The sequence below is a fragment of the Thiohalophilus thiocyanatoxydans genome (genome assembly GCF_004366735.1).
Taxonomy (GTDB): Bacteria; Pseudomonadota; Gammaproteobacteria; order UBA6429; family Thiohalophilaceae; genus Thiohalophilus; species Thiohalophilus thiocyanatoxydans.
Map to the genome: position 1 here is coordinate 577,045 of NZ_SOQX01000002.1, position 23,150 is coordinate 600,194.

25 protein-coding genes are annotated in these 23,150 nt (G+C 57.5%); 13 read left to right on the forward strand and 12 right to left on the reverse strand.

The window, feature by feature from the left end:
* Positions 1 to 56 precede the first annotated feature (56 nt).
* Positions 57 to 623 carry a hypothetical protein gene (locus EDC23_RS06435; RefSeq protein ID WP_134082206.1) on the reverse strand — a complete coding sequence of 189 codons (567 nt, stop codon included), beginning with the start codon at positions 621 to 623 and terminating at the stop codon, positions 57 to 59.
* Positions 624 to 872: 249 nt separating this feature from the next.
* Positions 873 to 1,082 carry a hypothetical protein gene (locus EDC23_RS06440; RefSeq protein ID WP_134082207.1) on the reverse strand — a complete coding sequence of 70 codons (210 nt, stop codon included), beginning with the start codon at positions 1,080 to 1,082 and terminating at the stop codon, positions 873 to 875.
* Between the two features lie 180 nt (positions 1,083 to 1,262).
* Between EDC23_RS06440 and EDC23_RS06445 the strand changes: the two genes are divergently transcribed.
* The 7 genes from EDC23_RS06445 (at position 1,263) to EDC23_RS06475 (ending at position 7,689) form a co-directional block, all read left to right on the forward strand.
* A complete protein-coding gene (locus tag EDC23_RS06445) occupies positions 1,263 to 2,027 on the forward strand; it encodes a TatD family hydrolase (RefSeq protein ID WP_134082208.1) in 765 nt (254 codons plus the stop codon).
* 3 nt (positions 2,028 to 2,030) lie between these two features.
* Positions 2,031 to 2,849, forward strand: a complete 819-nt coding sequence (gene tcdA, locus EDC23_RS06450) for a tRNA cyclic N6-threonylcarbamoyladenosine(37) synthase TcdA (RefSeq protein ID WP_134082209.1) — start codon at positions 2,031 to 2,033, stop codon at positions 2,847 to 2,849.
* Entirely contained in the window at positions 2,842 to 4,344 is a 1,503-nt protein-coding gene (locus tag EDC23_RS06455) for a B12-binding domain-containing radical SAM protein (RefSeq protein WP_134082211.1), read from the forward strand. The genes tcdA and EDC23_RS06455 overlap by 8 nt, the downstream gene beginning before the upstream one ends.
* Before the next feature lie 152 nt (positions 4,345 to 4,496).
* The gene (greB, locus tag EDC23_RS06460) at positions 4,497 to 5,003 is read left to right on the forward strand and encodes a transcription elongation factor GreB (RefSeq protein ID WP_134082212.1); all 507 of its coding nucleotides are present in this window, start codon (positions 4,497 to 4,499) and stop codon (positions 5,001 to 5,003) included.
* A 1-nt stretch (position 5,004) separates the two neighbouring features.
* Positions 5,005 to 5,910 (forward strand): ATP-binding cassette domain-containing protein, encoded by a 906-nt coding sequence (locus EDC23_RS06465; RefSeq protein ID WP_134082213.1) that lies wholly within the window; start codon positions 5,005 to 5,007, stop codon positions 5,908 to 5,910.
* Complete coding sequence (locus tag EDC23_RS06470) at positions 5,907 to 6,692, forward strand: ABC transporter permease (RefSeq protein WP_208321296.1); 786 nt, start codon at positions 5,907 to 5,909, stop codon at positions 6,690 to 6,692. The genes EDC23_RS06465 and EDC23_RS06470 overlap by 4 nt, the downstream gene beginning before the upstream one ends.
* Positions 6,693 to 6,699: 7 nt before the next feature.
* Positions 6,700 to 7,689, forward strand: a complete 990-nt coding sequence (locus EDC23_RS06475; protein ID WP_134082214.1) for a CobW family GTP-binding protein — start codon at positions 6,700 to 6,702, stop codon at positions 7,687 to 7,689.
* Positions 7,690 to 7,979: 290 nt separating this feature from the next.
* Here the strand turns inward: EDC23_RS06475 and EDC23_RS06480 are convergent, their stop codons facing one another.
* Entirely contained in the window at positions 7,980 to 8,471 is a 492-nt protein-coding gene (locus EDC23_RS06480; protein ID WP_399359074.1) for a low molecular weight protein-tyrosine-phosphatase, read from the reverse strand.
* A 156-nt stretch (positions 8,472 to 8,627) separates the two neighbouring features.
* On the opposite strand from EDC23_RS06480, the gene amrS reads away from it, so the two are divergent.
* The gene (amrS, locus tag EDC23_RS06485; RefSeq protein ID WP_134082217.1) at positions 8,628 to 9,710 is read left to right on the forward strand and encodes an AmmeMemoRadiSam system radical SAM enzyme; all 1,083 of its coding nucleotides are present in this window, start codon (positions 8,628 to 8,630) and stop codon (positions 9,708 to 9,710) included.
* 45 nt (positions 9,711 to 9,755) lie between these two features.
* Positions 9,756 to 10,019: a hypothetical protein gene (locus EDC23_RS06490; RefSeq protein ID WP_134082218.1), complete on the forward strand. Its 264-nt coding sequence runs from the start codon at positions 9,756 to 9,758 to the stop codon at positions 10,017 to 10,019.
* A 106-nt stretch (positions 10,020 to 10,125) separates the two neighbouring features.
* On the opposite strand, the gene EDC23_RS06495 is transcribed toward EDC23_RS06490, so the two are convergent.
* The 6 genes from EDC23_RS06495 to EDC23_RS06520 form a co-directional block, all read right to left on the reverse strand.
* On the reverse strand, positions 10,126 to 10,308 hold the full coding sequence (locus EDC23_RS06495) for a Trm112 family protein (RefSeq protein WP_134082219.1): 183 nt from the start codon (positions 10,306 to 10,308) through the stop codon (positions 10,126 to 10,128).
* Complete coding sequence (gene lpxK, locus EDC23_RS06500; protein WP_134082220.1) at positions 10,289 to 11,287, reverse strand: tetraacyldisaccharide 4'-kinase; 999 nt, start codon at positions 11,285 to 11,287, stop codon at positions 10,289 to 10,291. The genes EDC23_RS06495 and lpxK overlap by 20 nt, the downstream gene beginning before the upstream one ends.
* Positions 11,288 to 11,307: 20 nt before the next feature.
* Positions 11,308 to 13,068, reverse strand: a complete 1,761-nt coding sequence (msbA, locus tag EDC23_RS06505) for a lipid A export permease/ATP-binding protein MsbA (protein ID WP_134082221.1) — start codon at positions 13,066 to 13,068, stop codon at positions 11,308 to 11,310.
* Positions 13,069 to 13,074: 6 nt separating this feature from the next.
* Complete coding sequence (locus EDC23_RS06510; protein ID WP_134082222.1) at positions 13,075 to 13,494, reverse strand: ExbD/TolR family protein; 420 nt, start codon at positions 13,492 to 13,494, stop codon at positions 13,075 to 13,077.
* Positions 13,491 to 14,120, reverse strand: coding sequence for a MotA/TolQ/ExbB proton channel family protein (locus EDC23_RS06515; protein WP_208321297.1), 630 nt, complete (start codon positions 14,118 to 14,120; stop codon positions 13,491 to 13,493). The genes EDC23_RS06510 and EDC23_RS06515 overlap by 4 nt, the downstream gene beginning before the upstream one ends.
* 150 nt (positions 14,121 to 14,270) lie before the next feature.
* Positions 14,271 to 16,592 carry a DNA internalization-related competence protein ComEC/Rec2 gene (locus EDC23_RS06520; protein ID WP_134082223.1) on the reverse strand — a complete coding sequence of 774 codons (2,322 nt, stop codon included), beginning with the start codon at positions 16,590 to 16,592 and terminating at the stop codon, positions 14,271 to 14,273.
* A gap of 70 nt (positions 16,593 to 16,662) precedes the next feature.
* Here EDC23_RS06520 and EDC23_RS06525 point away from each other — a divergent pair, with 70 nt between their 5' ends.
* Positions 16,663 to 17,220: a DUF2062 domain-containing protein gene (locus EDC23_RS06525; protein ID WP_134082224.1), complete on the forward strand. Its 558-nt coding sequence runs from the start codon at positions 16,663 to 16,665 to the stop codon at positions 17,218 to 17,220.
* Between the two features lie 43 nt (positions 17,221 to 17,263).
* Here EDC23_RS06525 and lolD read toward each other — a convergent pair whose 3' ends face one another.
* The 3 genes from lolD to sfsA are packed head-to-tail and all read right to left on the reverse strand — an operon-like array spanning position 17,264 to position 19,924.
* Positions 17,264 to 17,941 carry a lipoprotein-releasing ABC transporter ATP-binding protein LolD gene (gene lolD / locus EDC23_RS06530; protein WP_134082226.1) on the reverse strand — a complete coding sequence of 226 codons (678 nt, stop codon included), beginning with the start codon at positions 17,939 to 17,941 and terminating at the stop codon, positions 17,264 to 17,266.
* Positions 17,934 to 19,181, reverse strand: coding sequence for a lipoprotein-releasing ABC transporter permease subunit (locus tag EDC23_RS06535; protein ID WP_134082227.1), 1,248 nt, complete (start codon positions 19,179 to 19,181; stop codon positions 17,934 to 17,936). The genes lolD and EDC23_RS06535 overlap by 8 nt, the downstream gene beginning before the upstream one ends.
* A 35-nt stretch (positions 19,182 to 19,216) precedes the next feature.
* Positions 19,217 to 19,924 carry a DNA/RNA nuclease SfsA gene (sfsA, locus tag EDC23_RS06540; RefSeq protein WP_134082228.1) on the reverse strand — a complete coding sequence of 236 codons (708 nt, stop codon included), beginning with the start codon at positions 19,922 to 19,924 and terminating at the stop codon, positions 19,217 to 19,219.
* A 120-nt stretch (positions 19,925 to 20,044) separates the two neighbouring features.
* Between sfsA and EDC23_RS06545 the strand changes: the two genes are divergently transcribed.
* The 3 genes from EDC23_RS06545 to EDC23_RS06555 all read left to right on the forward strand — a co-directional run bounded on the left by EDC23_RS06545 (position 20,045) and on the right by EDC23_RS06555 (position 23,053).
* A complete protein-coding gene (locus tag EDC23_RS06545; protein ID WP_134082229.1) occupies positions 20,045 to 20,374 on the forward strand; it encodes a phosphodiesterase in 330 nt (109 codons plus the stop codon).
* A gap of 37 nt (positions 20,375 to 20,411) precedes the next feature.
* Complete coding sequence (locus tag EDC23_RS06550) at positions 20,412 to 21,446, forward strand: agmatine deiminase family protein (RefSeq protein ID WP_134082237.1); 1,035 nt, start codon at positions 20,412 to 20,414, stop codon at positions 21,444 to 21,446.
* A gap of 302 nt (positions 21,447 to 21,748) precedes the next feature.
* Positions 21,749 to 23,053: an NAD(P)/FAD-dependent oxidoreductase gene (locus EDC23_RS06555; protein ID WP_134082599.1), complete on the forward strand. Its 1,305-nt coding sequence runs from the start codon at positions 21,749 to 21,751 to the stop codon at positions 23,051 to 23,053.
* Positions 23,054 to 23,150: the final 97 nt, after the last annotated feature.

The following is a 23,150-nucleotide window of genomic DNA, read 5'->3' on the forward strand; positions in this document are numbered from 1 at the left end:
GAGCTGGACGGCCGTCATTGGCGGGTTTATGACGGACGTCCAGAAATGGCCATCGCCTAACCACGCGCCTTTTTCCTGACCGGTTTTTTCTTACTGACTTTCTTTTTAGCGACCTTCTTTTTGGTTGTTTTTTTCCTGACACCTTTTTTCCTGGTCGCTTTCTTTTTAGCCGTCTTCTTGGCTGCTGTTTTCTTTTTACTGGCTTTTTTTCCGGCCGTCTTTTTCTTTGCGGCTTTCTTTTTACTTGCTGATTTCTTTTCGGCTTTCTTTTTACTGGTTTTCTTGCCGGATTTAGCGAACGCATTTTCCGTCGCCTTGCGCAACTGGTTGACCCGATCCGAAACCCCGGTGATCAACTCATCTCTCAGTTCTTCGACCTCCCTGACCGTCTTCTCCCAATATTCCCGTGGGTGAATGTCGGAAACCTGGTGCCGGAAATGTTCCGTCCTTTGCGAGGTCGATTTGGCGGCGGAAGAAACCTTGTCACTGACCTTGTCGAATCCCTCATGGATTTCTTTCATCATCAGCTCACGGATTTTCTCCACTTCCTTCAGCGCATCACTGGCGCGGGTACGCACCGACTCTCTGAACCCCGAACCTGCTCCCGTTTTCTTCGTCGCCATGGTGTCTCCTCTTGGCATAGAACACATAATCTTTTCAATCTATAGCAGAATCGTTTCGATAAAAAAAGTTGTTCGATGTTTTATCCATCGGGTTTGCTCCGGGACAGGGATAAAAGGACGGCTCGCTGCCAGGTTTGCGGGAGCCCGATGAACAAGGCGGGCGCGATACACTTGGAAGAGGGAGGGGTCGGCTAAAACAGCGAATAGGGTAAACAAAAAACCGGGCAGGCGCCCGGTTTGCGAAGCGATTTATTCGTACATGATTTCCGGCCAGAAGGTTTTTTCCGGTTCCTTGGCGGCTAACTCCTCGGCCTTTTTCTTGGCTTCGCCGTAGGTCATCTCATCGTCAAAATGGCCCCGTTCGAATTTGGTCTTGTACTTCCAGCCGATACGGAAGCCGGTGGCGTCATCCGGCCGATTCAACGGATCGGCTTTGGGTTTGAATGTACCTGTCGACATCACTTACCTCCTTGCGGTTTACTTGAGTATAGAACTCGGTTATACACCATTATAGGGATTCATGTGCAGGTTTCCAGGGGGCCGGGCCGGACCGGGGCGCGAGAATTTACCTCGAACACCTCAAAAACCCTTTTGTTTCAGTTATTTACACTCGACCCGCTGAGCCGCTAGAATAGCCAAATGGATTTAATCGACACCCATTGCCATCTCGATGACAGCCGCTTCGAGAGCGATCGCGCGCAGGTCCTTGCCCGCTGCGAACAGGCGGGTGTGCGGCGGATTGTGGTCCCAGGCGTAACTGCCGAGAGCTGGTCCCGACTGCTGGCGCTGTGCGAGACACACGCCGGTCTCTATCCGGCGCTGGGCATGCATCCCATGTATCTCGAGGCGCACAAACCGGCACATCTGGATCAACTGGCCAGCTTGCTGGAGGAGAGCCGGCCCCTTGCCGTCGGCGAAATCGGGCTGGACTACTATATTGAGAACCCGGACGCGCAAAACCAGGAATCCCTGTTGCGCGCCCAGCTGGACTTCGCCCGGCATACCGAGCTGCCGGTATTGCTGCATTGCCGCAAGGCCCACGATCGGATCCTCAAGGCCCTGCGTGAGATCCCGGTCCGGGGCGGTATCGCCCACGCCTTCAACGGCAGCCTGCAACAGGCGCATCAATATATCGAACTGGGCTTCAAACTGGGGTTCGGCGGCATGCTCACCTACGAGCGCTCCAACAAACTGCGCAAACTGGCCCGTGAGTTGCCCCTGGAGGCGATCGTACTGGAGACCGACGCGCCGGACATGACGGTCGCCTCCCATCGCGGTGAACGCAACAGTCCCGAATACCTGCCCGAATGCCTGGCGGCATTGGCCGAGGTGCGCAATGCCGATCCCACCGAGGTGGCGCGACAAACCACCGCCAATGCCGAAGCCGTGCTCGGATTGCACTGAGCCATGACCCACGACGACTATGATGAACGCTTCGGCGGCCTGCGCCGCCTGTATGGCGAGCAACTCTATCCCTGGCTGGCGCAACTGCACATTGCCGTGGTCGGGCTGGGCGGGGTCGGCTCCTGGGCCGTGGAAGCGCTGGCGCGCACCGGTGTCGGCACACTGACCCTGATCGATTACGATACGGTGGCCGCCAGCAACATCAACCGGCAACTGCCGGCATTGAATGACACCCTCGGCGAGAAAAAATCCACGGTCATGGCCCGGCGGATCCGGGACATCAATCCCGATTGCCAGGTCGATGTGATCGATGATTTTATCAACAGCGACAATCTGCGCGACTATCTTTCACCTGAAAAAAACTATGATTACGTTATCGACGCCATCGACAGTATCAAATTCAAGACCGAGATGATTGCCCACTGCCGACGCAACAAACTGCCGATTATCACCACCGGCGGTGCCGGTGGCGTCACTGACCCGAATCTGATCCATGTCGCGGATCTGAGCAAAACCTACAACGATGCCCTCGCCGCCAAAGTGCGCAACAATCTGCGCTCCCGTTTCGGTTTCAGCAAGAACCCCAGGCGCGGTTTCGGCGTCGAATGTGTGTTCTCCTCGCAGCATAAACTCTACCCCAAAGAGGACGGTAGCGTGAGTCATCAAAAGCCGGGGATTCACGGCGTTAACCTGGATTGCCGCTTCGGTTACGGTTCGGCGGTCTTTGTCACCGCCACGTTCGGCATGATCGCCGCCTCGCGCGCCATCAACAAGGCGCTACACAAACGTCAACGCAAAGCGCAAGAGACCGGGCATGACTGATATCACCCTTTGCACACTCAATGCCCGCTATTTTCACAGCTCGCTGGGATTGCGCTATTTGTACGCCAATCTTGGCGAGCTGCAACCCCGTGCCCGGATCCGGGAGTTCATTATCAATCAGCGCCCCATCGAGATTGCCGAGCAGCTGCTGGCGGATAATCCGAAAATCATCGGCCTGGGTGTTTATATCTGGAATATTGCGCAAAGCCGGGAGCTGATCGCCATCCTGCGTCGGGTGCGTCCCGATCTCATCATTATTGTCGGCGGGCCGGAGGTCAGCTATGAACAGACCACCCTGCCTTTTTATGACGAGGTGGATCATATAGTCAGCGGCCAGGGGGATCGGGCTTTTGCCGGACTCTGTCACCGCCTGCTGGATGGCGAAACGGTGGAGGAGAAGGTCCTGCAGCCGGAACCGTTCAAACTGGCGGATCTGGCCTTCCCCTACCCCTATTATACCGACGAGGATATCCGCAACCGCTTCATCTATGTCGAGGCCTCGCGCGGCTGCCCGTTCAAGTGTGAATTCTGTCTCTCGGCACTGGATAAAACCGCCTGGCCGTTCGATCTGGACCAATTTCTTGCCCACATGGACGATCTCTATCAACGCGGTGCCCGGCATTTCAAGTTCATCGATCGCACCTTCAATCTCAAGGTGGCCAGCAGCCTGAAGATCATGGAATTCTTCCTGGCACGAGTCAACGACGGGCTGTTTTTGCATTTTGAACTGATTCCGGATCATCTCCCCGAGCAACTGAAAACCATGATTCAGCAATTCCCGCCCGGAACACTGCAATTCGAGATTGGTATCCAGACGTTCAATCCCGAGGTACAGGAACGCATCAGTCGCCGCCAGAATGATGACAAGGCCGAGGCGAATATCCGCTTTCTGCGCGAGCAGACTCCCGCGCACCTGCATACGGATCTGATCCTGGGCCTGCCCGGTGAAGATGTGGCGAGTATCGCCCGGGGTTTTGATCGACTGATTGAACTCAATCCGCATGAAATCCAGGTCGGCATACTCAAACGGCTGCGCGGCGCGCCCATTATTCGTCACATCGACAACTATCAACTGCGCTTTAATCCCGCGCCGCCGTACAATATTCTCAGTACCCGGGATATCGACTTTGCCACCATGCAACGGCTGAGCCGCTTTGCCCGCTACTGGGACATGATCGGCAACTCGGGGCGGTTCAACCGGACCCGCCCGTTGCTGCTCGACAAGGCGCCTTTCGATCGGTTTCTCCGGCTGTCGGACTGGTTATACGCCACCACCGGGCAGACCCACAAGATCGCCCTGCCCCGACTGTTTCGCCTGATCTACCAGGGCGCGCGGGAACTGTTCGACCTCGACGAACAGCAACTGTATGACGCCCTGTACGCGGATTACACCACCTGCGGCATGAAAGGCGAGCCCGAATTCAACACCAACCTGAAACTTAATGCAGGTTCACGAAAAACCGGCCTGTCCTCCAGACAGGCCCGTCATCATTAGTACTTAGTACTTAGTACTTAGTACTTAGTACTTAGTACTTAGTACTTAGTACTTAGTGCTTAGTGCTTAGTGCTTAGAACTTAGAACTTAGAACTTGGTGCTTAGTACTTAGTACTTGGAACTTAGAACTCGGAACTCGGAACTTGATATAGATGGGACGTTACCGCCCTCCCCAACCCAAAGCCTCACCCTATATTACCCGGGAGGGGTACGATCGGCTGCAGCAGGAGATGCGCCGCCTGTGGGATCGGCGCGCAGAAGTGACCCAGGCGCTGGCCGCGGCGGCCGCCGAAGGGGATCGCTCCGAGAACGCCGAATACATTTATCGTAAAAAGGAACTGGGCGGAATCGACCGGCGTATCCGCTATTTGCAAAAACGCCTTCCGGAACTGACCATTGCCCCGGATGCTCCCTCCAATCCGCAACAGATCTTTTTCGGTGCCCGGGTAACGCTGGAGAGCGACAACGGAGAAACGGTAGAATACCGTATTGTCGGACCCGACGAGCTGGCGCCGGATCAGGGCGATATCAGTATCGACTCGCCCCTGGCACGGGCACTGCTGAAAAAGGCAGTCGATGATGAAGTCCGGGTCGAGACCCCGGGCGGCAGCGTGACCTATTATATCAATGCCATTGACTACAACCCGCAGCGAAACTGAGATGCAGCCCATCGTTCAGGCACGGCACCTGGAAAAACATTTTGCCCGATTTACCGCGGTGAAGGATGTCAGCTTCACTATTCCGCGCGGCAAGTGTTTCGGTTTTCTCGGTCCCAACGGCGCCGGCAAAACCACTATCCTGCGCATTCTGCTGGGTTTGTCGCCGGCCACCGGCGGTCAACTAACCGTTTTTGATCTGGATATTCAGCAACAGGCGCGCGAGATTCGTCGGCGTATCGGGGTGGTGCCACAACAGGACAATCTGGACCCCGACTTTACGGTGCGTGAAAATCTGCAGATCTATGCCAGCTATTTTGCACTTCCCCGACGCGAAATCGAAAGCCGGATCGACAGACTGCTCGAATTCGCCGCCCTGAGCGAACGCGCCGATGCCAAAACCGAGCATCTCTCCGGCGGCATGAAGCGGCGACTGACCATCGCCCGGGCCCTGATCAACGACCCCGAGCTGGTCATTCTGGATGAACCGACCACCGGTCTGGATCCCCAGGCGCGGCATGTCATCTGGGCCAAACTGAGTGAGCTGCGCGATCGCGGTACCACTCTGGTGCTCACCACCCATTACATGGAAGAGGCAGAACGGTTGTGTGACGAGCTGGTGGTGATGGATCACGGGCTGATTCTGGACCAGGGCAGCCCGGCACAATTGATCAAACGCCATGTGGAACCGGAAGTGATCGAGATCAGCGGCGAGCTGCCCGACAGCAGTGAGCTCGAGCAACTCTGCCGGATCGAACACATCGGCCGCTCACACTATTGTTATGCCCATAATCCGCGCCCTCTGCTGGATCATCTCCAGAACCAGCAGGATCTCATCTTCCTGCATCGTCCGGCGGATCTCGAAGACGTGTTTCTCAAGCTGACCGGCCGGGAGTTGCGCGATACATGAACGCGATGAACTGGCAGTTACCGATTATCCGGCGCAGCGCGCTGACCATCTGGCGGCGCAACATCCTGGTCTGGCGCAAGCTAATCGGTCCGGCGATCGTCATGAACTTCGGTGAACCGGCGCTCTATCTGCTGGGCCTGGGGTTCGGGCTCGGCTTTTTCATCGGCGAGATGGCCAACATGCCCTATCTGACCTTTCTTGCCTCCGGCATCATCGCCTCCACCGCCATGACCACCGCCTCGTTTGAAGGGATGTACTCGGTCTACACCCGCATGGTGCCGCAAAACACCTATGAAGCGATCCTGACCACGCCTCTGGATATCGATGACATTCTGGCCGGTGAAATGCTCTGGTGTGGCACCAAGAGTGTGTTCAGCGGCATTGCCATTTTGCTGGTCGCCGCCCTGCTGGGTGCGGTGCACAGCTGGCACGCCCTGTGGGCCATTCCGGTGGTGTTTCTAACCGGACTCTGTTTCGCCGGACCGGCCATTATCATGAGCGCGCTCTCGCCCGGCTATGACTTTTTCAATTACTACTTCGTGCTGGCTGTTACGCCGATGTTTATAATGTGCGGGGTCTTCTATCCCATCTCGACCCTGCCCGAGGTGATGCAGTCCATCGTCTATCTCCTGCCGTTAACCCATGCGGTGGAACTGACCCGACCACTGATCGCCGGCAATCCGGTGGAGCATCCATTACTCCACCTTGGGGTTCTGGCCGGCTATACCCTCATCGGGTATTATTTCGCCGTGGTGCTGACCCGCAAGCGACTTATTGTCTGAGACTTTTATGGTTGAATTAATCCGGCATATTCCCACCAATGTCATTACCGGCTTTCTCGGGGTCGGCAAGACCACGGCGGTCCTGCATCTGCTCAAGCACAAACCGGCAACAGAGCGCTGGGCCGTGCTGGTAAACGAATTCGGTCAGATCGGCATCGACGGACAGATACTGGAACAGGACGGGGTGGCGATCAAGGAGTTACCCGGCGGCTGCATGTGTTGCGCCGCCGGTGTTTCGGTCCAGGTCGGGATCAATGCCCTGCTGGCCAACTCACGGCCTGATCGTCTGTTGATCGAACCAACCGGCATCGGTCACCCGAAACAGATTATCAAGCAACTGACCCAACCGCCCTTTGATCAGACGCTCGCTATGCGCGCCTGTATTACCCTGATCGATCCCCGGCATCTGGATAATCCCCGTTACCGTGAGAATGAATACTACCGTGAACAGCTTGATATCGCGGATGTGCTGGTGGCCAACAAGGTGGACCAGTGTGATGATGCGCAGCTGGCCGCCTTCGCTCAACTGGTCGAGACCCGCCAGCCCGGCGCCAGTGGCCAGGTTTCACACGGACAACTGCAACTCGCCTGGCTGGATCTGCCCCATGCCCGTCGGCAAGATAGCGGCCGCTCCCTGGTACACGCCCGCGCAGCGCCGGAGGCCGGCACGCAAATCGAGACCGTTCAACTTGAGGCGGGCGAGTCCTGGCGGCGGCTGGAGAACCGCAGCGGCGAGTTTGCCGGTTGTGGCTGGCTGTTTGCCGAGCAGCTGCGCTTCGATTACCCGAAAATCAACAGCCTGCTTACAGCCATGAGCGCAGAGCGCATCAAGGCCTCGCTAAGAACGGATCAGGGCGATTATCTGTTCAACAGCATCGAGGGCGACATGCAGGTCAGCCCCCGGGAAACTCCGCCGCAAAACCGGATTGAAATCATCATGCAGGGTGATCCGGACTGGGACAAAGTCGAAGACGCGTTGCTATCCTGCCTGATTTAAAAGCCTCACCACGAAGGCTCGAAGACACGAAGTGTTTGTTTTCAAGCGATTTGTTTTCTTCGTCCCTTCCTGCCTTCGTGGTTAAATATCTATATCTGTTCCTAAAAGGTTCGCAGAGGCATAGGTCAGGTTGAGCGCAGTGCTACCTGACATTTTCCGCATCGGCAGGAGCGTCTGCTTTCCTGTCTTTTATAAAATATCACCACGAAGGCTCGATGACACGAAGTGTTTTCAATTGATTTGGTTTTTCTTCGTGCCTTCGTGTCTTCGTGGTGAATATCTTTATGTTTTCACCCGAGATGGCGCTGGCGAATGTCCGCGAGCAACCCGCGCGAGGCGGCTTCCACCATATCGAAGACCCGATCGAATCCTTTCGGCCCGCCGTAATAGGGATCCGGCACCTCGGATTCGTTCAGCTGCGGGGCGAAATCGAGAAACATGTGCAATTTATCGCGATGTTCGGGCGGGCAGATCTTCGCCAGATTGTGGTAGTTCTCACGGTCCATCGCCAGCACATAATCGAACTTCTCGAAATCGTCAGCCAGCGCCTTGCGGCCGCGCAGATCCCCGAGATCGATTCCGCGACCGCGGGCGGTCTCCTGGGCGCGCTGATCCGGCGGCGATCCGACATGATAGGCATGGGTCCCGGCCGAATCGGTCACAATCTGTCCGTCCAGCCCCTCCTGGCGCAGCAGATGACGAAAAACCCCCTCGGCGGTCGGCGAGCGGCAGATATTGCCCAGACAGACAAACAACACACTGACTTTTTCCATTTTTTTCAAGCACCTGAAAAACTGAGTCGCGATTTTAGCAGATTCCCGGCGGCCGTTGGCAATCCGGCCGTTCCCGAAACTCGCCGGATTGCCGGCTGTATTTGAATTCAGGCTGAGACACCCTATATTGTAACTATCACTCTTTGGAAGCCGTCGCCGAATACCATGCAAGATACCGTCCCTACCCGCTACTGGCACAAACTCGATGATGGTCGCATCCAGTGCGATCTCTGTCCGCGCTTTTGCAAGCTGCACGAAGGGCAGCGCGGGCTCTGTTTTGTCCGCCAGAATATCGACGACCAGATCATGCTGACCACCTACGGGCGTTCCAGCGGCTACTGCATCGATCCCATCGAGAAAAAACCGCTGAACCATTACCTGCCCGGCACACCGGTATTGTCATTCGGCACCGCCGGCTGCAATCTGGCCTGCAAGTTCTGCCAGAACTGGGATATCAGTAAATCCCGCGAGATCGATACCCTGGCTGATGAGGCTTCCCCGGAACTGATCGCCAGCGCCGCGGAGCAGCTCGGCTGTCGCAGTGTCGCCTATACCTATAATGATCCGGTCATTTTCCACGAATATGCCATCGACGTGGCCAAAGCCTGTCATGAGAGGGACATTAAATCGGTGGCAGTGACGGCCGGTTATGTCACGCCGGAGCCGCGAGTCGAATTCTATCAACATATGGACGCGGCCAATGTCGATCTCAAAGCTTTTACCGAGAACTTTTATTACAAACTGACCGGCGGTCACCTGGAGCCGGTACTGGATACTATTAAATATCTCAAACACGAAACCGATGTCTGGATGGAACTGACTACCCTGCTGATTCCCGATAAAAACGACTCGGACAAGGAAATTGAGTCAATGAGCCAGTGGATTGTCGACGAACTGGGACCGGATGTGCCGCTGCACTTCAGCGCCTTTCATCCCGATTTCAAGATGATGGACATCCCGCCAACCCCGACCGCCACCCTGACGCGGGCTCGCAACATTGCCATGCAAAACGGGCTGCGTTATGTCTATACGGGTAATGTTCATGATGAAACCGGCGGCAGCACCTATTGCCATCATTGCGGAAACAAACTGATTGGCCGTGACTGGTATGTTCTGGGCGAATGGAATCTGACTGCCGACGGTAAATGTAACCAGTGCGGCACCGCCTGTGCCGGCGTATTTGAATCCCGGCCGGGGAACTGGGGCGCCAAACGTCAGCCGGTGCGACTCAAAGACTACGCGGCATGAGCTCTGCATTAATCCGAACAAACACAACAAGCGGTATAAAACAAAATGAGTGAACTCAGAATCACCCTGCAACAGCTGCGCGGCATGATCGGGTTGCATGTCGTACACCAGGGCATTCCATGTCAGATTATCGAGGTTCTGGATGACGGACCCGCCATCGTGCTGCAAAGCTGCAACCCGAACAAACCCGTACAATCCAATCAACACGGCGAAGGCAATCGCCGGGTACAGGAGACGTTCACGGTCCCGGTGCTGACACGCGACAAATACGAATTTCACCCTCAGTATCTGGCGCTCGAGCTCCCCTGATCCACGACAGAATCACTATCTAACGTATTTCCGTCCTACAAGCGCTGTTTATCACAGACACTACAGTGGTTCATGAGCTTCACTCCGGGCTTGATTGCCGGAGACATTACTCAACTTCTTCGTCAGGGCTCAATTGCCGTGCTTCGTCTTCCAGCATAACCGGAATATCATCACGTATCGGGTAAGCAAGACGATCCAGCTTGCAGATGAGTTCCTGATTTTCCTTGTTGTAAACCAGCGTGCCCTTGCAAACCGGACAGGCCAGGATATCAAGCAGTTTTGTGTCCACGTTTGGCCTCCAGTACATTTAAAAGATGGTAATGAAATTTTTTCTCAATAGTTGCCTGAATCGGCACATACCAGGCATCATCAAGTTCCAGTCTTTCACATTTAACCGCGTCTTTCTCGGTCATCAGAATCGGCTGTCGTTCCTCAAAATCAAAATCATCGGACCGGAACACATGATGATCCGGGTAGGTATGTTCGATAACATCCAACCCCTCAGAACGTAACATATTAAAAAAACGTTGCGGATTGCCAACCCCGGCAATAGCGTGGATGCGTTGGCCGGCAAACTGCGCCATCTCGGCGGTGCGGCTGTTATCCTTAACATTCACCCACTGGCGTCCAACGTAATCCATGGGATATTCATCACCCACCGGGACACTGTTGGTCACAATCAGATCGGCCTCGTTCAAGCGCGATACCGGCTCGCGTAACGGACCGGCCGGCAGGCACCAGCCGTTGCCAAAACGGCGCACACCGTCAACCACCACCACTTCGACTTCCCTTTCCAGGGCATAATGCTGAAGCCCGTCGTCACTGATCAAAATATCGCAGTCATGATGCGCCAGCAACGAATGGGCTGCCTCGACCCGGTCGGGTCCAACCGCCATGGGACAGCCGGTGCGACGGGAAATAATCACTGGCTCATCACCGACTATCACCGGATCCGCGTCCGGACGAACCTGTTGCGGCCAGGAGCTGGCCTTGCCGCCATAGCCGCGGCTGATAACCCCCGGTTTAAAGCCGGCCTGCTTGAGGATACTAATCACCGCAATCACCAGTGGTGTCTTGCCTGTACCGCCGGTCGTAATATTACCGACCACAATCACCGGAACCGGCATCCGTGTCCGGGACAGGAACCCCTTGCGATAAGCATAACGACGCAATCCCACCACCAGACAAAACAGCCCGCTCAAGGGCAATAACAAACTCGCCCATAGCGAGCGTTTTTCCCAAATGACTTGCAGTTTCTGTTGCAACACGTATTGAGTCCGTTTATTTATCAAGTGGTGCTGAATTGTATGCCATGGAGACTGGCGTACTGTCCGTTTTTGGCAAGCAGTTCATCGTGCCGGCCGACTTCCACAATCCGTCCGGCTTCCAGTACCACAATCTTGTCGACCCTCTCGATGGTTGACAGCCGATGAGCAATCACCAGTGTGGTACGATCCTCCATAAGATGCTCGATAGCACCCTGGATATAACGTTCTGATTCGGTGTCCAGCGCCGAAGTCGCCTCATCCAGAATCAGTATAGGTGCATTTTTAAGTATGGCCCGGGCAATCGCCAGTCGTTGACGTTGTCCACCGGAAAGCAGTACGCCGTTCTCGCCCACCACGGTATCAAACCCCTCGGGCAATCGCTCGATAAAGTCCAGGGCATAGGCCGCCTCGGCCGCTTCACGGATCGCGGTCTCATCCGCATGTTCCAGTGCGCCATAGGCGATATTATGGGCAATCGTATCATTGAAAAGTGTGACTTGCTGGCTAACCAGAGCTATTTGACTGCGCAAGCTGGTTAGGGTGACATCCTTAATATCAACGTCGTCAATTAAAATCCGGCCCTGTTTGATTTCATAAAACCGGGGTAACAGACTGACCAAAGTGGATTTACCCGCACCGGAGCGGCCGACAAAGGCGACGCTCTCGCCCGGCTCAATTGTCAGTTCGATATCGGACAGCACCGGCTCGTTTTCCATGCCCTCATAGCTGAAGGTCACCGATTGATATTGCACCCTTCCCTCCACGTGTGTCAGTTCGCGGGTGCCCCTGTCCGGTTCGGGTTCACTGTCCACAAAAGTGAACACACTGTAGGCGGCAGCGATACCGCGCTGCAACTTGGCATTAATGGTGGTCAGACGCTTGGCATGTTGCAATAACAGAATCATTGACAACATAAAGGACATAAATTTACCAACGGTCATCTCGTCAAGGAATCCCGGCTTGGTGGCAATATAGACAATCCCGGCAAACGCCGTTACCACAATTTGTTGAATAAGCGGGGAGCTGATGGCATTGGTTGCGACCAGCTTGAGATGCTGGCGGCGGTTGTAGGCATTAACCTTTTCAAATCGTTCGGTCTCGTATTCCTGGCCGCCGAAAATCTTGATTTCACGATTAGCTTCGATGGTCTCCTCGGTAACATTGGAAACATCACCCATGGAGCGCTGGATTCGATGACTGAGCTTACGAAAACGTTTGCTGACCAACACCACGGCCACGGCAATCACCGGTATAGCCACCAGCAAGATCAGGGTCAGCGTGGCGCTCAGATACATCATAACAACGAGCAGGACGATTATGGTCAGAGAGTCACGGATCAGGGTAGTTACGACTGTCGATGCGGCATCCGCCAGTTGTTCGATATCATATACCATCTTCGACAACAGGCCGCCGGACGAGGTTGTTTCATAATAGCCGATGGGCAGGCAGAGCAACTTGTTGAAGACCATGCTGCGCAGATTCTGGATGACACTGCGGGCGATCCAGGCCATACCGTATTCCGATAAAAAGCTGCCAATTGTGCGTATGGCAAAGACGATAATCATCAGGATCGGTATCCATTTGATCATCGCCGGATCCTTGTCGACAAAACTGCCGTCAACCATCGGTTCGATCAGCTTGGCGAAGGCCCCCTGACTCAGGGAGAATATCACCATACCGAACACGGCGAGCAAAAAGACTTTCCAGTACGGGAAGGCATGCCTAAGCAGCCGACGATAAATCACATAACCATCGGCACTGTCACCGGGTGACGAACGCATCAGCGGCTACTTCTCTTCGTTCTGTTTGGTGGCGAAGGTGAGATTCACCAGCCCTATCTGGCGCGCCGCATCCATGGCCCGAATCACGGCCTGATGTGGTGTATTACGATCGGCACTGAGTATCAGCCGGGGATCTTCGTGATCGGCACGCACGTCCCGCAACGCTTTTTTCAAAGTTGACAGTTGTTCATCGCGGGTCCGTTTTTCATTAATAAAGTAATGACCTTCACCGTCGATAGTAACCTCAATAGTAAAGCGTTCGTCCTCGCTTTTTTCACCCGCCGCTTCGGGTAACTCGATGCTGATCTCCGACTCTTTCTCAAAGGTGGTGGATACCATAAAAAAGATCAGCAGCAGAAATACCACATCGATCAATGGAGTGATATTCAGTTCCGGTTCCTTGTTGCGATCGTGACGCAGTATCATGCCGCGGTATCCTGACCGGTTTCCCGATCGCCATGCATGACATCAACGACTTTCATCGCCTCCTCTTCCATTTTCAGGACCAGGATTTCGACCTTGCCGCGAAAATAGCGGTAGAAAATCAGACTGGGTATGGCAACCGACAGGCCGGCCGCGGTTGTGATCAATGCTTCGGAAATTCCGCCGGCCAGTACCGACGGGTTACCCACACCTTCGGTGGTAATCGCGGCGAACACCTTGATCATGCCGATGACGGTACCGAGCAAACCCAGCAACGGGGTGATCGAGGCGATGGTCCCCAGCGTATTGAGATAGCGTTCCAGCTCCAGTACCACCTGACGACCGGTCTCCTCGATACTCTCTTTCATGATATCGCGCGGATGCTGGCGATTGACCAGTCCGGCTGCCAGAATCCGACCCAGAGGTGAATTACGTGACAGGGATTGGAGCTGAGTTTCGTCGAGTGACTGGTTTTTGTACCACTGCCAGACTTGCGCGACCAGATAGTTCGGCGCTATACGCGTTTGTTGCAGGGTCCAGAAACGCTCGCCGACGATGGCCAACGCAATAACGGAACACAATAGAATCGGCAGCATCAACCAGCCGCCCGCCTGGATCATTTCAAACACGTAGCACGTCCTTTTTGATGATAAACAAGGAGATGTAAAAACTGCGGCTAACTTTAACAAAGACCGGCCACCCCTGAAAGTGCGGGGGTCACTCGGGACGAAATTAAACCACCGATGCTGATCGCCGTGATCGCGCCCATGCCGCCCCGATCACTCCTTCGACTCTCGCTCACCACCACCCGGATCGTGCCAGTAGCGACGACTGGCGTGACGATAACTGAACCGTTTGCGCGGCCCGTCTGGCTCCCCCAGCACAAAGCGCAGGGCCCCTTCTTCATCCACCCGGTACTGGCGCGCGCCCCGCCGGGCATAGCGTTCGACCACCGGCGGGCGCGGAAAGCGGTAGCGGTTGCGATAACCGACCGGGTACAGCACATAGTCGGGGTCGACCGCGGTGACAAACGCCGGACTTGAAGAGGTCAGGCTGCCGTGATGCGGCGCCACCAGGATCCGGGCCGCCAGTTTGCTGCGTTGCCGGCGCACCAGGGCACGCTCCGAGGCCTGTTCAATATCCCCGCTGAGCAGCGCCACCTGGCCGCCCGCCTCGATCCGCAGCACGCAGGAGGCGTCATTGCCGGCGCGGCTGTCCGCCACCGGCCCCAGAAACGCAAAATGAACCCCGTCCCAGCGCCATTGCTGCCCGGCCCGGCAGGAATGCACGCCCTCGCCCTCGATCGCCGCCGGGACGCTGGTATCGATCCGCCCGACCGGCAGGGCCTGACGCACCGACGCCAGGCCGCCGATGTGATCATTGTCGCCGTGACTGATCACCAGCCGGTCGATCCGCCGATAGCCCGCCTGGCGCAGATATGGCACCACCACCGCCGCGCCGGTATCAAACCGCGCGCTGTAACGGGGCCCGGTATCGAATACCAGCAGCCGGGAACGGGTCTGCACCGTCGCCGCCAGGCCCTGGCCCACATCCAGCAGGGTCAGCCATGCCTGCCCCGGCGGGGGCCGGGCAAAGGCGCCCAGCAACAGTGGCAGACACAACAACGGGGCGAGATAGCGCCCCGGCAGGCCGCGCGGGGCCAGTAACACGATGAGACCCAGCGCCAGCAGCAGGATCGCGATGCCGCTGACCACCCCGCTTTGCCAGTGGGAGCCCGGCCAGGCGGCCAGCGCCGTCAACAGCTCGAGCAACCCCGCCAGCAACCCGCTCACCACCCCGATCAGTCCCTCGGCGAGGCCCGGAGCCAGCAGCAGTCCGATCACTGCCAGCAGGGCCAGCGGCACCACCAGCAGGCTCACCAGGGGAATCGCCACCAGGTTCGCCAGCGGGGCGATCAGCGATACCTGCTGGAACCAGAGTATTAATAAGGGAGCCAGGCCCAGGCTGATCCAGCCCTGGATGCGCAACCACTGCCAGGGTCGGGCCAGCCGTTCCCGGCGTCCGCCCAGGGCATACAGAATCAGCGCCACCGCGGCAAACGAGAGCCAGAACCCCGCCGAGAGGACCGCCAGCGGATCGAGTAACAACACCAGCAAGGCGGCCCAGGCCAGGGTGCGGCCCGGCGGTAATGGACGCATCCGCCACAACGCCAGCATCACCACCAGCAACATGATCAACGCCCGCTGGGTGGGAATGGCGAACCCGGCCAGCGCGGCATAAAACGTGGCCGCCAGGGTGGCCAGCAACGCCGCCGCCCGCGGCGCCGCAAGCCAGAGCAACGCCCGCTCGCCGGCCAGCGGCCAGAGCCGGCGGGCCAGCCAGAACACCAGCGCGGCCAGCAGCCCGATATGCATGCCCGAGATCGCCAGCAGATGGGCCGTACCGGTCACCCGCAGCACCTCCCAGGTGTCCGTCTCGATGGCCCGGCGATCGCCGACGGTCAGCGCCAGAAACAGCCCTTCGGCCGGTCCCTGCAACGCGCTCTGCAACCGTTCGCTCAACCGCTGTCGATAACGATCAAGCCGATAACGCAACGGCACGGGCTGCTCGAGTGCGACGGACTCATGACGCACATAGCCGGTGGCCCGCAGGCGTTGGGCAAACAGCCAGCGCTCGTAATCAAACCCGCCGGGATTACGAAATCCGTGCGGCCGCTTGAGCCGCACCTGCAGGCGCCACGCGTCACCGGCCTCCAGGGCCGGCGGGGTCCGGCCATACCAGCTGAGGCGGATCCGCGCCGGCCACTGGCGTCGCTCGCCATCCACCCACAGCTGGCTCACCACGAATTCAAACCGGGTGCGGCGTTCGAAAAATTCGGGCAAACCGGCGACATGCCCTTCCACCTGAATATCCCGGCCCTCAAGCTCGGGCGGCAGGCTGACGCCAAGAATGTGATGGGCGCTCCACAGACACCAGAGAAAACCGCTCACGCCCCAGCCGAGCAGACGCCAGGGCAGCGGCAACCACAGGGCGGCGGGGATCGACAGCAGCAACAGGCCGATCCAGCCCGGCGCCGGCAGAACACTGAACCATTGCAGGCAGAGAATGCCCAGAAGAAATGCTATCGTCCCTGATCGCATAAAAGGTTATCGCTTGTAATACAATTACTGGATAATAGCCCGGCTGACAACGTTCCCTGAATCGCCAGACATGCCACGCAAGTTTATAAGAAAATATATGCCGGATCACGACAAGATCCGCAACCATGTCCAGTTAAACCGGGTGTTCGGCAATCTGCTCCACGATCCGAATCTGCTGCACCTGAACCGTCGCTCCGTCTCCAGCGCCTTTGCCGTGGGGCTGTTTATCGCCTTTGTGCCGGTGCCGTTCCAGATGCTGCTGGCCGCGGCAGCGGCCATCATCGTGCGCTGCAACCTGCCCCTCGCCGTCGCCCTGGTCTGGATCACCAACCCCTTTACCATGGGGCCGATCTTTTTCTTCAGTTACAAGGTCGGCACCTGGTTTTTGGGCACGCCGATCCGGGCCGTGCAGTTCGCCCCCTCCTGGGAGTGGTTCAGCAGTGAGCTGGGGGTGATCTGGCAACCGCTGTTGCTTGGCAGTTTCGTGGTGGGTCTGGTGAGTGCGGCGCTGGGCTATGGCGTGATCCGGCTGCTCTGGCGTCTGCGGCTGCGCAATTATCTGCGCGATCGCAGGCTGCGCTTCTCCCTGAGACGCCGGGATCAGGACGCGAACAATGTTGACAAATAACTTTAAGTCAACATCAAGTTTATTCTATAAGACACTGTTTTTATTATAATTCAAGAATGCCGTCTTTGAGATGCATCACCCGGTCCATGCGCTCGGCAAAGGCCGTGTCGTGGGTTACCACCACAAAGCTGGTCCCCAGCGCGGTATTCAGTTCCAGCATCCGCTGATAAACCTGCTCGGCGGTCTGACTGTCCAGGTTGCCGGTGGGTTCGTCGGCCAGAATGCATTTGGGGCGGGTCACCAGTGCCCGGGCGATGGCCGCCCGCTGGCGCTCGCCACCGGAGAGGGCATTGGGTTTATGGCGCAGGCGATCGCCCAGGCCGACCTCGCTGAGCATCGCCGCCGCCTGTTCACTCGCGTCCGCGGTACTGAGACCGCGGATCAGCAACGGCATGGCCACGTTCTCCAGCGCGGTAAATTCGGGCAACAGATGGTGAAACTGATAGACAAAGCCCAGATCGCGGTTGCGCAGTTGTCCCCGTCGGGCGTCATCCAGTTTGGCCATATTCTCGCCGTTAACCTCCACCTCGCCGGCGCTGGGCAGATCCAGTCCCCCCAGCAGATGCAGCAACGTGCTCTTGCCGGAGCCCGAGGCGCCGACGATGGCCACCTGCTCGCCCCGGGCGACGGCCAGATCCACGCCCTTGAGCACGGCCACCTCGCGGCTGCCCTCGCGGAACACCTTGGTCAGGTTGCGGCAGGCCAGAATCGGATCACTCATAACGCAGGGCCTCCGCCGGCTGGGTCCGGCTGGCGCGCCAGGCCGGGTAAAGGGTGGCGAGGATGCCGAGCAGGAACGACACCGTAGTGATCATCCCGACATCATCCCAGTGCAGATCCGAGGGCAGTTCACTGATGTAATAGACCCCCGGATCCAGGAACTGGATCCCGAACAGGCCTTCCAGCCAGGGCACCACCACATCCAGATTGAGCGCCAGACTGACCCCCAGGATCGTGCCCAGCAGGGTGCCGATCACCCCGATCACCGTGCCCTGGACCATAAATATCCGCATGATGTGTCCCGGCGAAGCGCCGAGGGTACGCAAAATGGCGATGTCGCTCTCCTTGTCGGTGACCACCATCACCAGCGTGGAGACGATGTTGAATGCCGCTACGGCAATGATCAGCAGCAGCAACAGGAAGATCATCCGCTTTTCGATCTTGACCGCGCGAAACCAGTTGGCGTGATAGGAACTCCAGTCACGGACGTTAAACCCGCTGAGGGCCTCCTCCTGTAGCTCATAACGGACCTGGGGTGCCGCGAACAGATCGTCCAGTTTGGCCCGGACGCCGGTGACCCGATTGCCCATTCGGAACAGGCGCTGGGCATCCTCCATGTGAATTACCGCCAGCGCGCTGTCGTACTCATACATGCCGATATGAAACAGTCCGACCACTTCGAAACGTTTCATGCGCGGGGCCATGCCGGCCGGGGTCACGTTGAGGCTGGGTGTGACCATGGTGATCTTGTCGCCCACGTCCACCCCCAGAATCCGGGCCAGATCGCGACCCAGAATCACATCAAACGCCCCGGGTCTGAGATCCGACAACTGGCCGACTTCCATCTTGCCGCCGACCGCCGACACCTTCGGCTCCTGGTCGGGCAACACGCCGCGAATCCGCGCGCCATTGACCCCCTTGCCCCGGATCAGCATGCCCTCGCCTTCCACAAAGGGGGCGGTGCCGATCACCTTTGGATTGGATTCGGTGGCACGGGCCACGTCCGGCCAATCGGGGATCCCGCGCCGGTAATCGGTCACCGTCAGATGCGCGACCATATCGAGAATCCGCTCGCGCACCTCCTTTTCAAAACCGTTCATCACCGACAGTACGGTAATCAATGCCATCACCCCCAGTGCGATCCCCAGCATGGAGGTCAGCGAGATGAAGGAGATAAAGTGATTACGGCGCTTGGCGCGGGTATAACGCAGGCCGACATAAAGGGCGTAGGGTCTGAACATAGGGCGGCATTATACATACTTGGCGTGAAAACACATCACGCCAGGCGCACAGGCACCGAACGATACAGGTCAATCGCCTGCGCTGAGACACGGGACACCCAGGCCAGCACTTCCACGCCTTGCGCGTGCACCTCGCCCAGCAGTCGCGCATACGCCGGATCGATCTCCGCCGCCGGGCGAAACGTCCGGGCATCATCGCGCGCCACGTGCAATACCAGAACGGCCCGATAGCCGGCCCGGACCATCTCCCGCAACGCCTGCAAATGTTTGCGGCCCCGCTCGGTGGGCGCATCGGGGAAGATCGCACTCTGCCCGTCATCCAGGGCCGTCACGTTTTTGACTTCCACATAGCAATCCACCCGTCCGGGCGCCGACAGCAGCAGATCGATCCGGCTGCCCTGGGCGTACTTCACCTCGCGGCGGATCTGCGTGTAGCCCTGTAACTCGGGGATCACCCCCTGCTCAATCGCCTCCTCTACCAGCCGGTTGGCCAGATGAGTATTGACTCCCACGGGGATGCCCTCCGGGCTCGAGGCCAGTTCCCAGGAATAGCGGTATTTGCGCGCCGGATTGGCACTGTCGCGCAACCAGATCCGGGTCCCCGGATCGGCGCAGCCCAGCATGGAACCGGTATTGGGGGTGTGGACGGTCAGCTCCTCGCCACTGTCCAGGCGGACATCGGCCAGAAACCGCTTGTAGCGACACAGCAGTGTGGCGGGAATCAGAGGCGGGTCAAAATTCACAATTTGGGCAACCTGTCAGGGCAAACATTGGAAAAACTGCTTAAACTTTTGCGTGTAAATCATTGATAGAGTATATTTTACCGCATAGACGGCCGAACACTGTGCCAGAGGAGTCCGCCCATGACCAGGTTGTGGAAAACCGCCGCTTTCACCGCGCTTTTCAGCGCCATCTCTCTGCTACCGGCTCACGCCGACACGCTGGAGATGCCGTCCGCTCCCCCGGCGCTGCAGGATGAGTCCGCAGCGGCGCACAGTCTCACCCTGCCCGGTCGCGGCATGAACATGAACGCCGTGGAAGACCGTTTTGGCACACCGCGCACAAAACACAATAAGGTGGGCGATCCACCCATCACCCGCTGGGTCTATTCCGATTTCACGGTCTACTTTGAACATCAGTATGTCATTAACGCGGTAGCCCATGATGATGCCGCCGCACCCCTCCAGCCATAACCGCCACAGTCACTCCTTTGCAAAAACCTGAACCTGTATGATCACACGCCGGTTGCCCGCCGAGTGGAACTCGCAAAGCGGCGTCATGCTCACCTGGCCGCATGCCGACAGCGACTGGGGGTCACGCCTGGACGAGGTGGAGCCCGTCTTTGCCGAGATCGCCAGTCAGATCGCCCAGCGCGAGAAAGTGTTGATCGTGGTGACCGGCACCTCCCATCGCCAGCATGTCGAACAGCAGCTTGTTCGCCACTCCTGTCTGCTGACCCAGGTCCGCTTCGCCATCGCGCCGAGTAACGATACCTGGGCCCGGGATCACGGGCCGATTACCGTCCTGGCCAACGATCAACCGCGACTGCTCGACTTTACCTTTAACGGCTGGGGCAACAAGCACCCCGCCGGGCTGGACAACGCCATCAACCGGGAGCTGCAACGTCAGGACAGCTTTGGCGAGATACCGCTGGAATCGCTCGAGTTTGTGCTGGAAGGCGGCAGCATCGATACCGATGGCGAAGGTACCCTGCTGACGACCCGCGCCTGTCTGCTCAACCCGAATCGCAATCCCGGTTTTGAGCAGGCGCAGATCGAACAGCATCTGAAGCAGTGGCTGGGGATCGAACGCATCCACTGGCTGAGTCATGGTTATCTGTCCGGGGATGACACCGACAGTCACATCGACATGCTGGCCCGTTTCTGCCCCGACAACACGATCGCCTATATGCAGTGCGATGATCCCGGAGATGAACATTATCCGGAATTACAGGCGATGCAGGGCGAACTGGAACAACTGCGCACCCGTGATGGGCATCCCTACCGGTTAATCCCGCTGCCCTGGCCCGCACCAATCTTCAATGCACAGGGCGAACGCCTGCCCGCCAGCTACGCCAATTTTCTGATCCTGAACGACGCGCTGTTGGTCCCGCAGTACCGCGATGAGAAAGATCCGCAAGCACTGTCACAGCTACAACGCTGTTTTCCAGACAGCGAGATCATCGGTATCGATTGTCGACCATTAATTGAACAGTTCGGCAGTCTGCACTGCCTGACCATGCAGTTCCCCGCAGGTGTACTTTAATATCGCACCGTGCAGGTATGCTTAACAAGCTGCCGTCGATATTGCGCCGGTACAAAGATACCTCCGTTGGCATTGCACAATAAAAATGCTACTTTTTTAATGACCGATTCGGCAGGCAACATTAACCAGGCCGAACCGGGAACTGATTAACGCGCTCGTCTGTTCATAATCTCGACGCATTCGATCGATCAACATGATGGATAATCGTCTATCGTCCTGAATAATTACCCGGGGCCGGCTTAATGCATGACACCACCGATCAAACAATAAATACCCTGGGTCCTAAACCGCATCGCTGCCAGGTGCTGATCATCGGCGGCGGCCCCGCTGGCTCGACCGTCGCAGCCCGGCTTGCGCAAAAAGGCCGCGACGTGGTGTTACTGGAAAAAGACCACCATCCCCGTTTTCATATCGGGGAGTCGCTGTTGCCGATGAACCTGCCGCTGTTCAGGGCGCTTGGTATCGACAAACAAGTGCAACAGATTGGCGTGATGAAATACGGCGCCGAGTTTAATGTTCCCGAGGCACCGGACAACCCCCGCACCTATTACTTCGAGCGTGCGTTGAATACCGATACCCCGCCCCATGCTTATGAGGTACGCCGTTCCGAATTCGATCACCTGTTGCTGAAAAATTGCGCCCGCCTCGGTGCCCGGGTCCAGGAAGGCATGAAAGTGACCCAGGTCGAGTTAAATCAGGATCAAACCCGACGGATCACCGCGCAGGACGACGCCGGCCAGCAGCACTATTACGAGACAGACTTTGTCATCGACGCCTCCGGTCGCGATACATTTCTCTCCCGTCGGCTTGGGCTCAAACAGCGCAATCCGGCACACAACAGCGCGGCGATTTTTGGCCATTTCGAAGGCGTATCCCGGCGGCCCGGCCGCGATGCCGGCAATATCAGTATCTACTGGTTTGCGCATGGCTGGTTCTGGATGATTCCGCTACGCGACGGAACCATGAGTGTCGGCGCGGTCTGTTTCCCCGAATACCTGAAACAACGTCAGTGCCCGCCGGAAGAATTTCTCTGGCAGACACTGGCCCTGTGCCCGCCGGCATTGGCACGCATGCAAGGGGCGCGCTGCGTAAGCGAAGTCAACGCGACCGGTAATTTCTCGTATATTTCCGACACGGCACACGGTCCCGGGTATCTGCTGGTCGGCGATGCGTTTACCTTTGTTGATCCGGTCTTCTCCAGCGGCGTGTATATCGCCATGTCCAGTGCATTTCGTGCCGCCGATGCGATCGATCGTTGCCTGCAACAGCCGCACAAAGCCGAACGCATACTCAAAGCCTACGAGCGGGATGTGCGTCGGGCCGTCAAACGCTTCTCCTGGATGATATACCGGTTCAACAGTCCGGCCATGCGCCACTTGTTTATGGCGCCCCGTAACACATTAAAGATGGAACAGGCTGTCATCTCCCTGCTGGCAGGCGATGTCTACCGCACCACCCGTGTGCATTGGGCACTGATGGTGTTCAAGGGTATTTACCACCTGAGCTTTATTACCAACTTGCCGCGTGCACTACGTTTCTATATACGCCGACGACGTAATGCGCGTCTGAAATTTGCCGGCGGGACGACCCCCCAGGATGAGGAATAATACAGGCAGCCTGCGCGATACGAGCTTCACATATAAACAATGTGTCTATTGACAGAAAAAAACACGCCAGTATGCTTAATTAATTAGTCCTGTCCCA

Bases quoted from the DNA above. Each gene is read 5' to 3' on its own strand.
- EDC23_RS06475 (WP_134082214.1), top strand. From the start codon at position 6,700: ATGGTTGAATTAATCCGGCATATTCCCACCAATGTCATTACCGGCTTT.
- lolD (WP_134082226.1), bottom strand. From the start codon at position 17,941: ATGAGTGATCCGATTCTGGCCTGCCGCAACCTGACCAAGGTGTTCCGC.
- EDC23_RS06435 (WP_134082206.1), bottom strand. From the start codon at position 623: ATGGCGACGAAGAAAACGGGAGCAGGTTCGGGGTTCAGAGAGTCGGTG.
- EDC23_RS06535 (WP_134082227.1), bottom strand. From the start codon at position 19,181: ATGTTCAGACCCTACGCCCTTTATGTCGGCCTGCGTTATACCCGCGCC.
- EDC23_RS06545 (WP_134082229.1), top strand. From the start codon at position 20,045: ATGACCAGGTTGTGGAAAACCGCCGCTTTCACCGCGCTTTTCAGCGCC.
- EDC23_RS06510 (WP_134082222.1), bottom strand. From the start codon at position 13,494: ATGATACTGCGTCACGATCGCAACAAGGAACCGGAACTGAATATCACT.
- amrS (WP_134082217.1), top strand. From the start codon at position 8,628: ATGCAAGATACCGTCCCTACCCGCTACTGGCACAAACTCGATGATGGT.
- EDC23_RS06525 (WP_134082224.1), top strand. From the start codon at position 16,663: ATGCCACGCAAGTTTATAAGAAAATATATGCCGGATCACGACAAGATC.
- EDC23_RS06520 (WP_134082223.1), bottom strand. From the start codon at position 16,592: ATGCGATCAGGGACGATAGCATTTCTTCTGGGCATTCTCTGCCTGCAA.
- EDC23_RS06455 (WP_134082211.1), top strand. From the start codon at position 2,842: ATGACTGATATCACCCTTTGCACACTCAATGCCCGCTATTTTCACAGC.
- EDC23_RS06470 (WP_208321296.1), top strand. From the start codon at position 5,907: ATGAACGCGATGAACTGGCAGTTACCGATTATCCGGCGCAGCGCGCTG.
- EDC23_RS06550 (WP_134082237.1), top strand. From the start codon at position 20,412: ATGATCACACGCCGGTTGCCCGCCGAGTGGAACTCGCAAAGCGGCGTC.
- EDC23_RS06445 (WP_134082208.1), top strand. From the start codon at position 1,263: ATGGATTTAATCGACACCCATTGCCATCTCGATGACAGCCGCTTCGAG.
- greB (WP_134082212.1), top strand. From the start codon at position 4,497: ATGGGACGTTACCGCCCTCCCCAACCCAAAGCCTCACCCTATATTACC.
- EDC23_RS06465 (WP_134082213.1), top strand. From the start codon at position 5,005: ATGCAGCCCATCGTTCAGGCACGGCACCTGGAAAAACATTTTGCCCGA.
- tcdA (WP_134082209.1), top strand. From the start codon at position 2,031: ATGACCCACGACGACTATGATGAACGCTTCGGCGGCCTGCGCCGCCTG.
- EDC23_RS06440 (WP_134082207.1), bottom strand. From the start codon at position 1,082: ATGTCGACAGGTACATTCAAACCCAAAGCCGATCCGTTGAATCGGCCG.
- EDC23_RS06490 (WP_134082218.1), top strand. From the start codon at position 9,756: ATGAGTGAACTCAGAATCACCCTGCAACAGCTGCGCGGCATGATCGGG.
- msbA (WP_134082221.1), bottom strand. From the start codon at position 13,068: ATGCGTTCGTCACCCGGTGACAGTGCCGATGGTTATGTGATTTATCGT.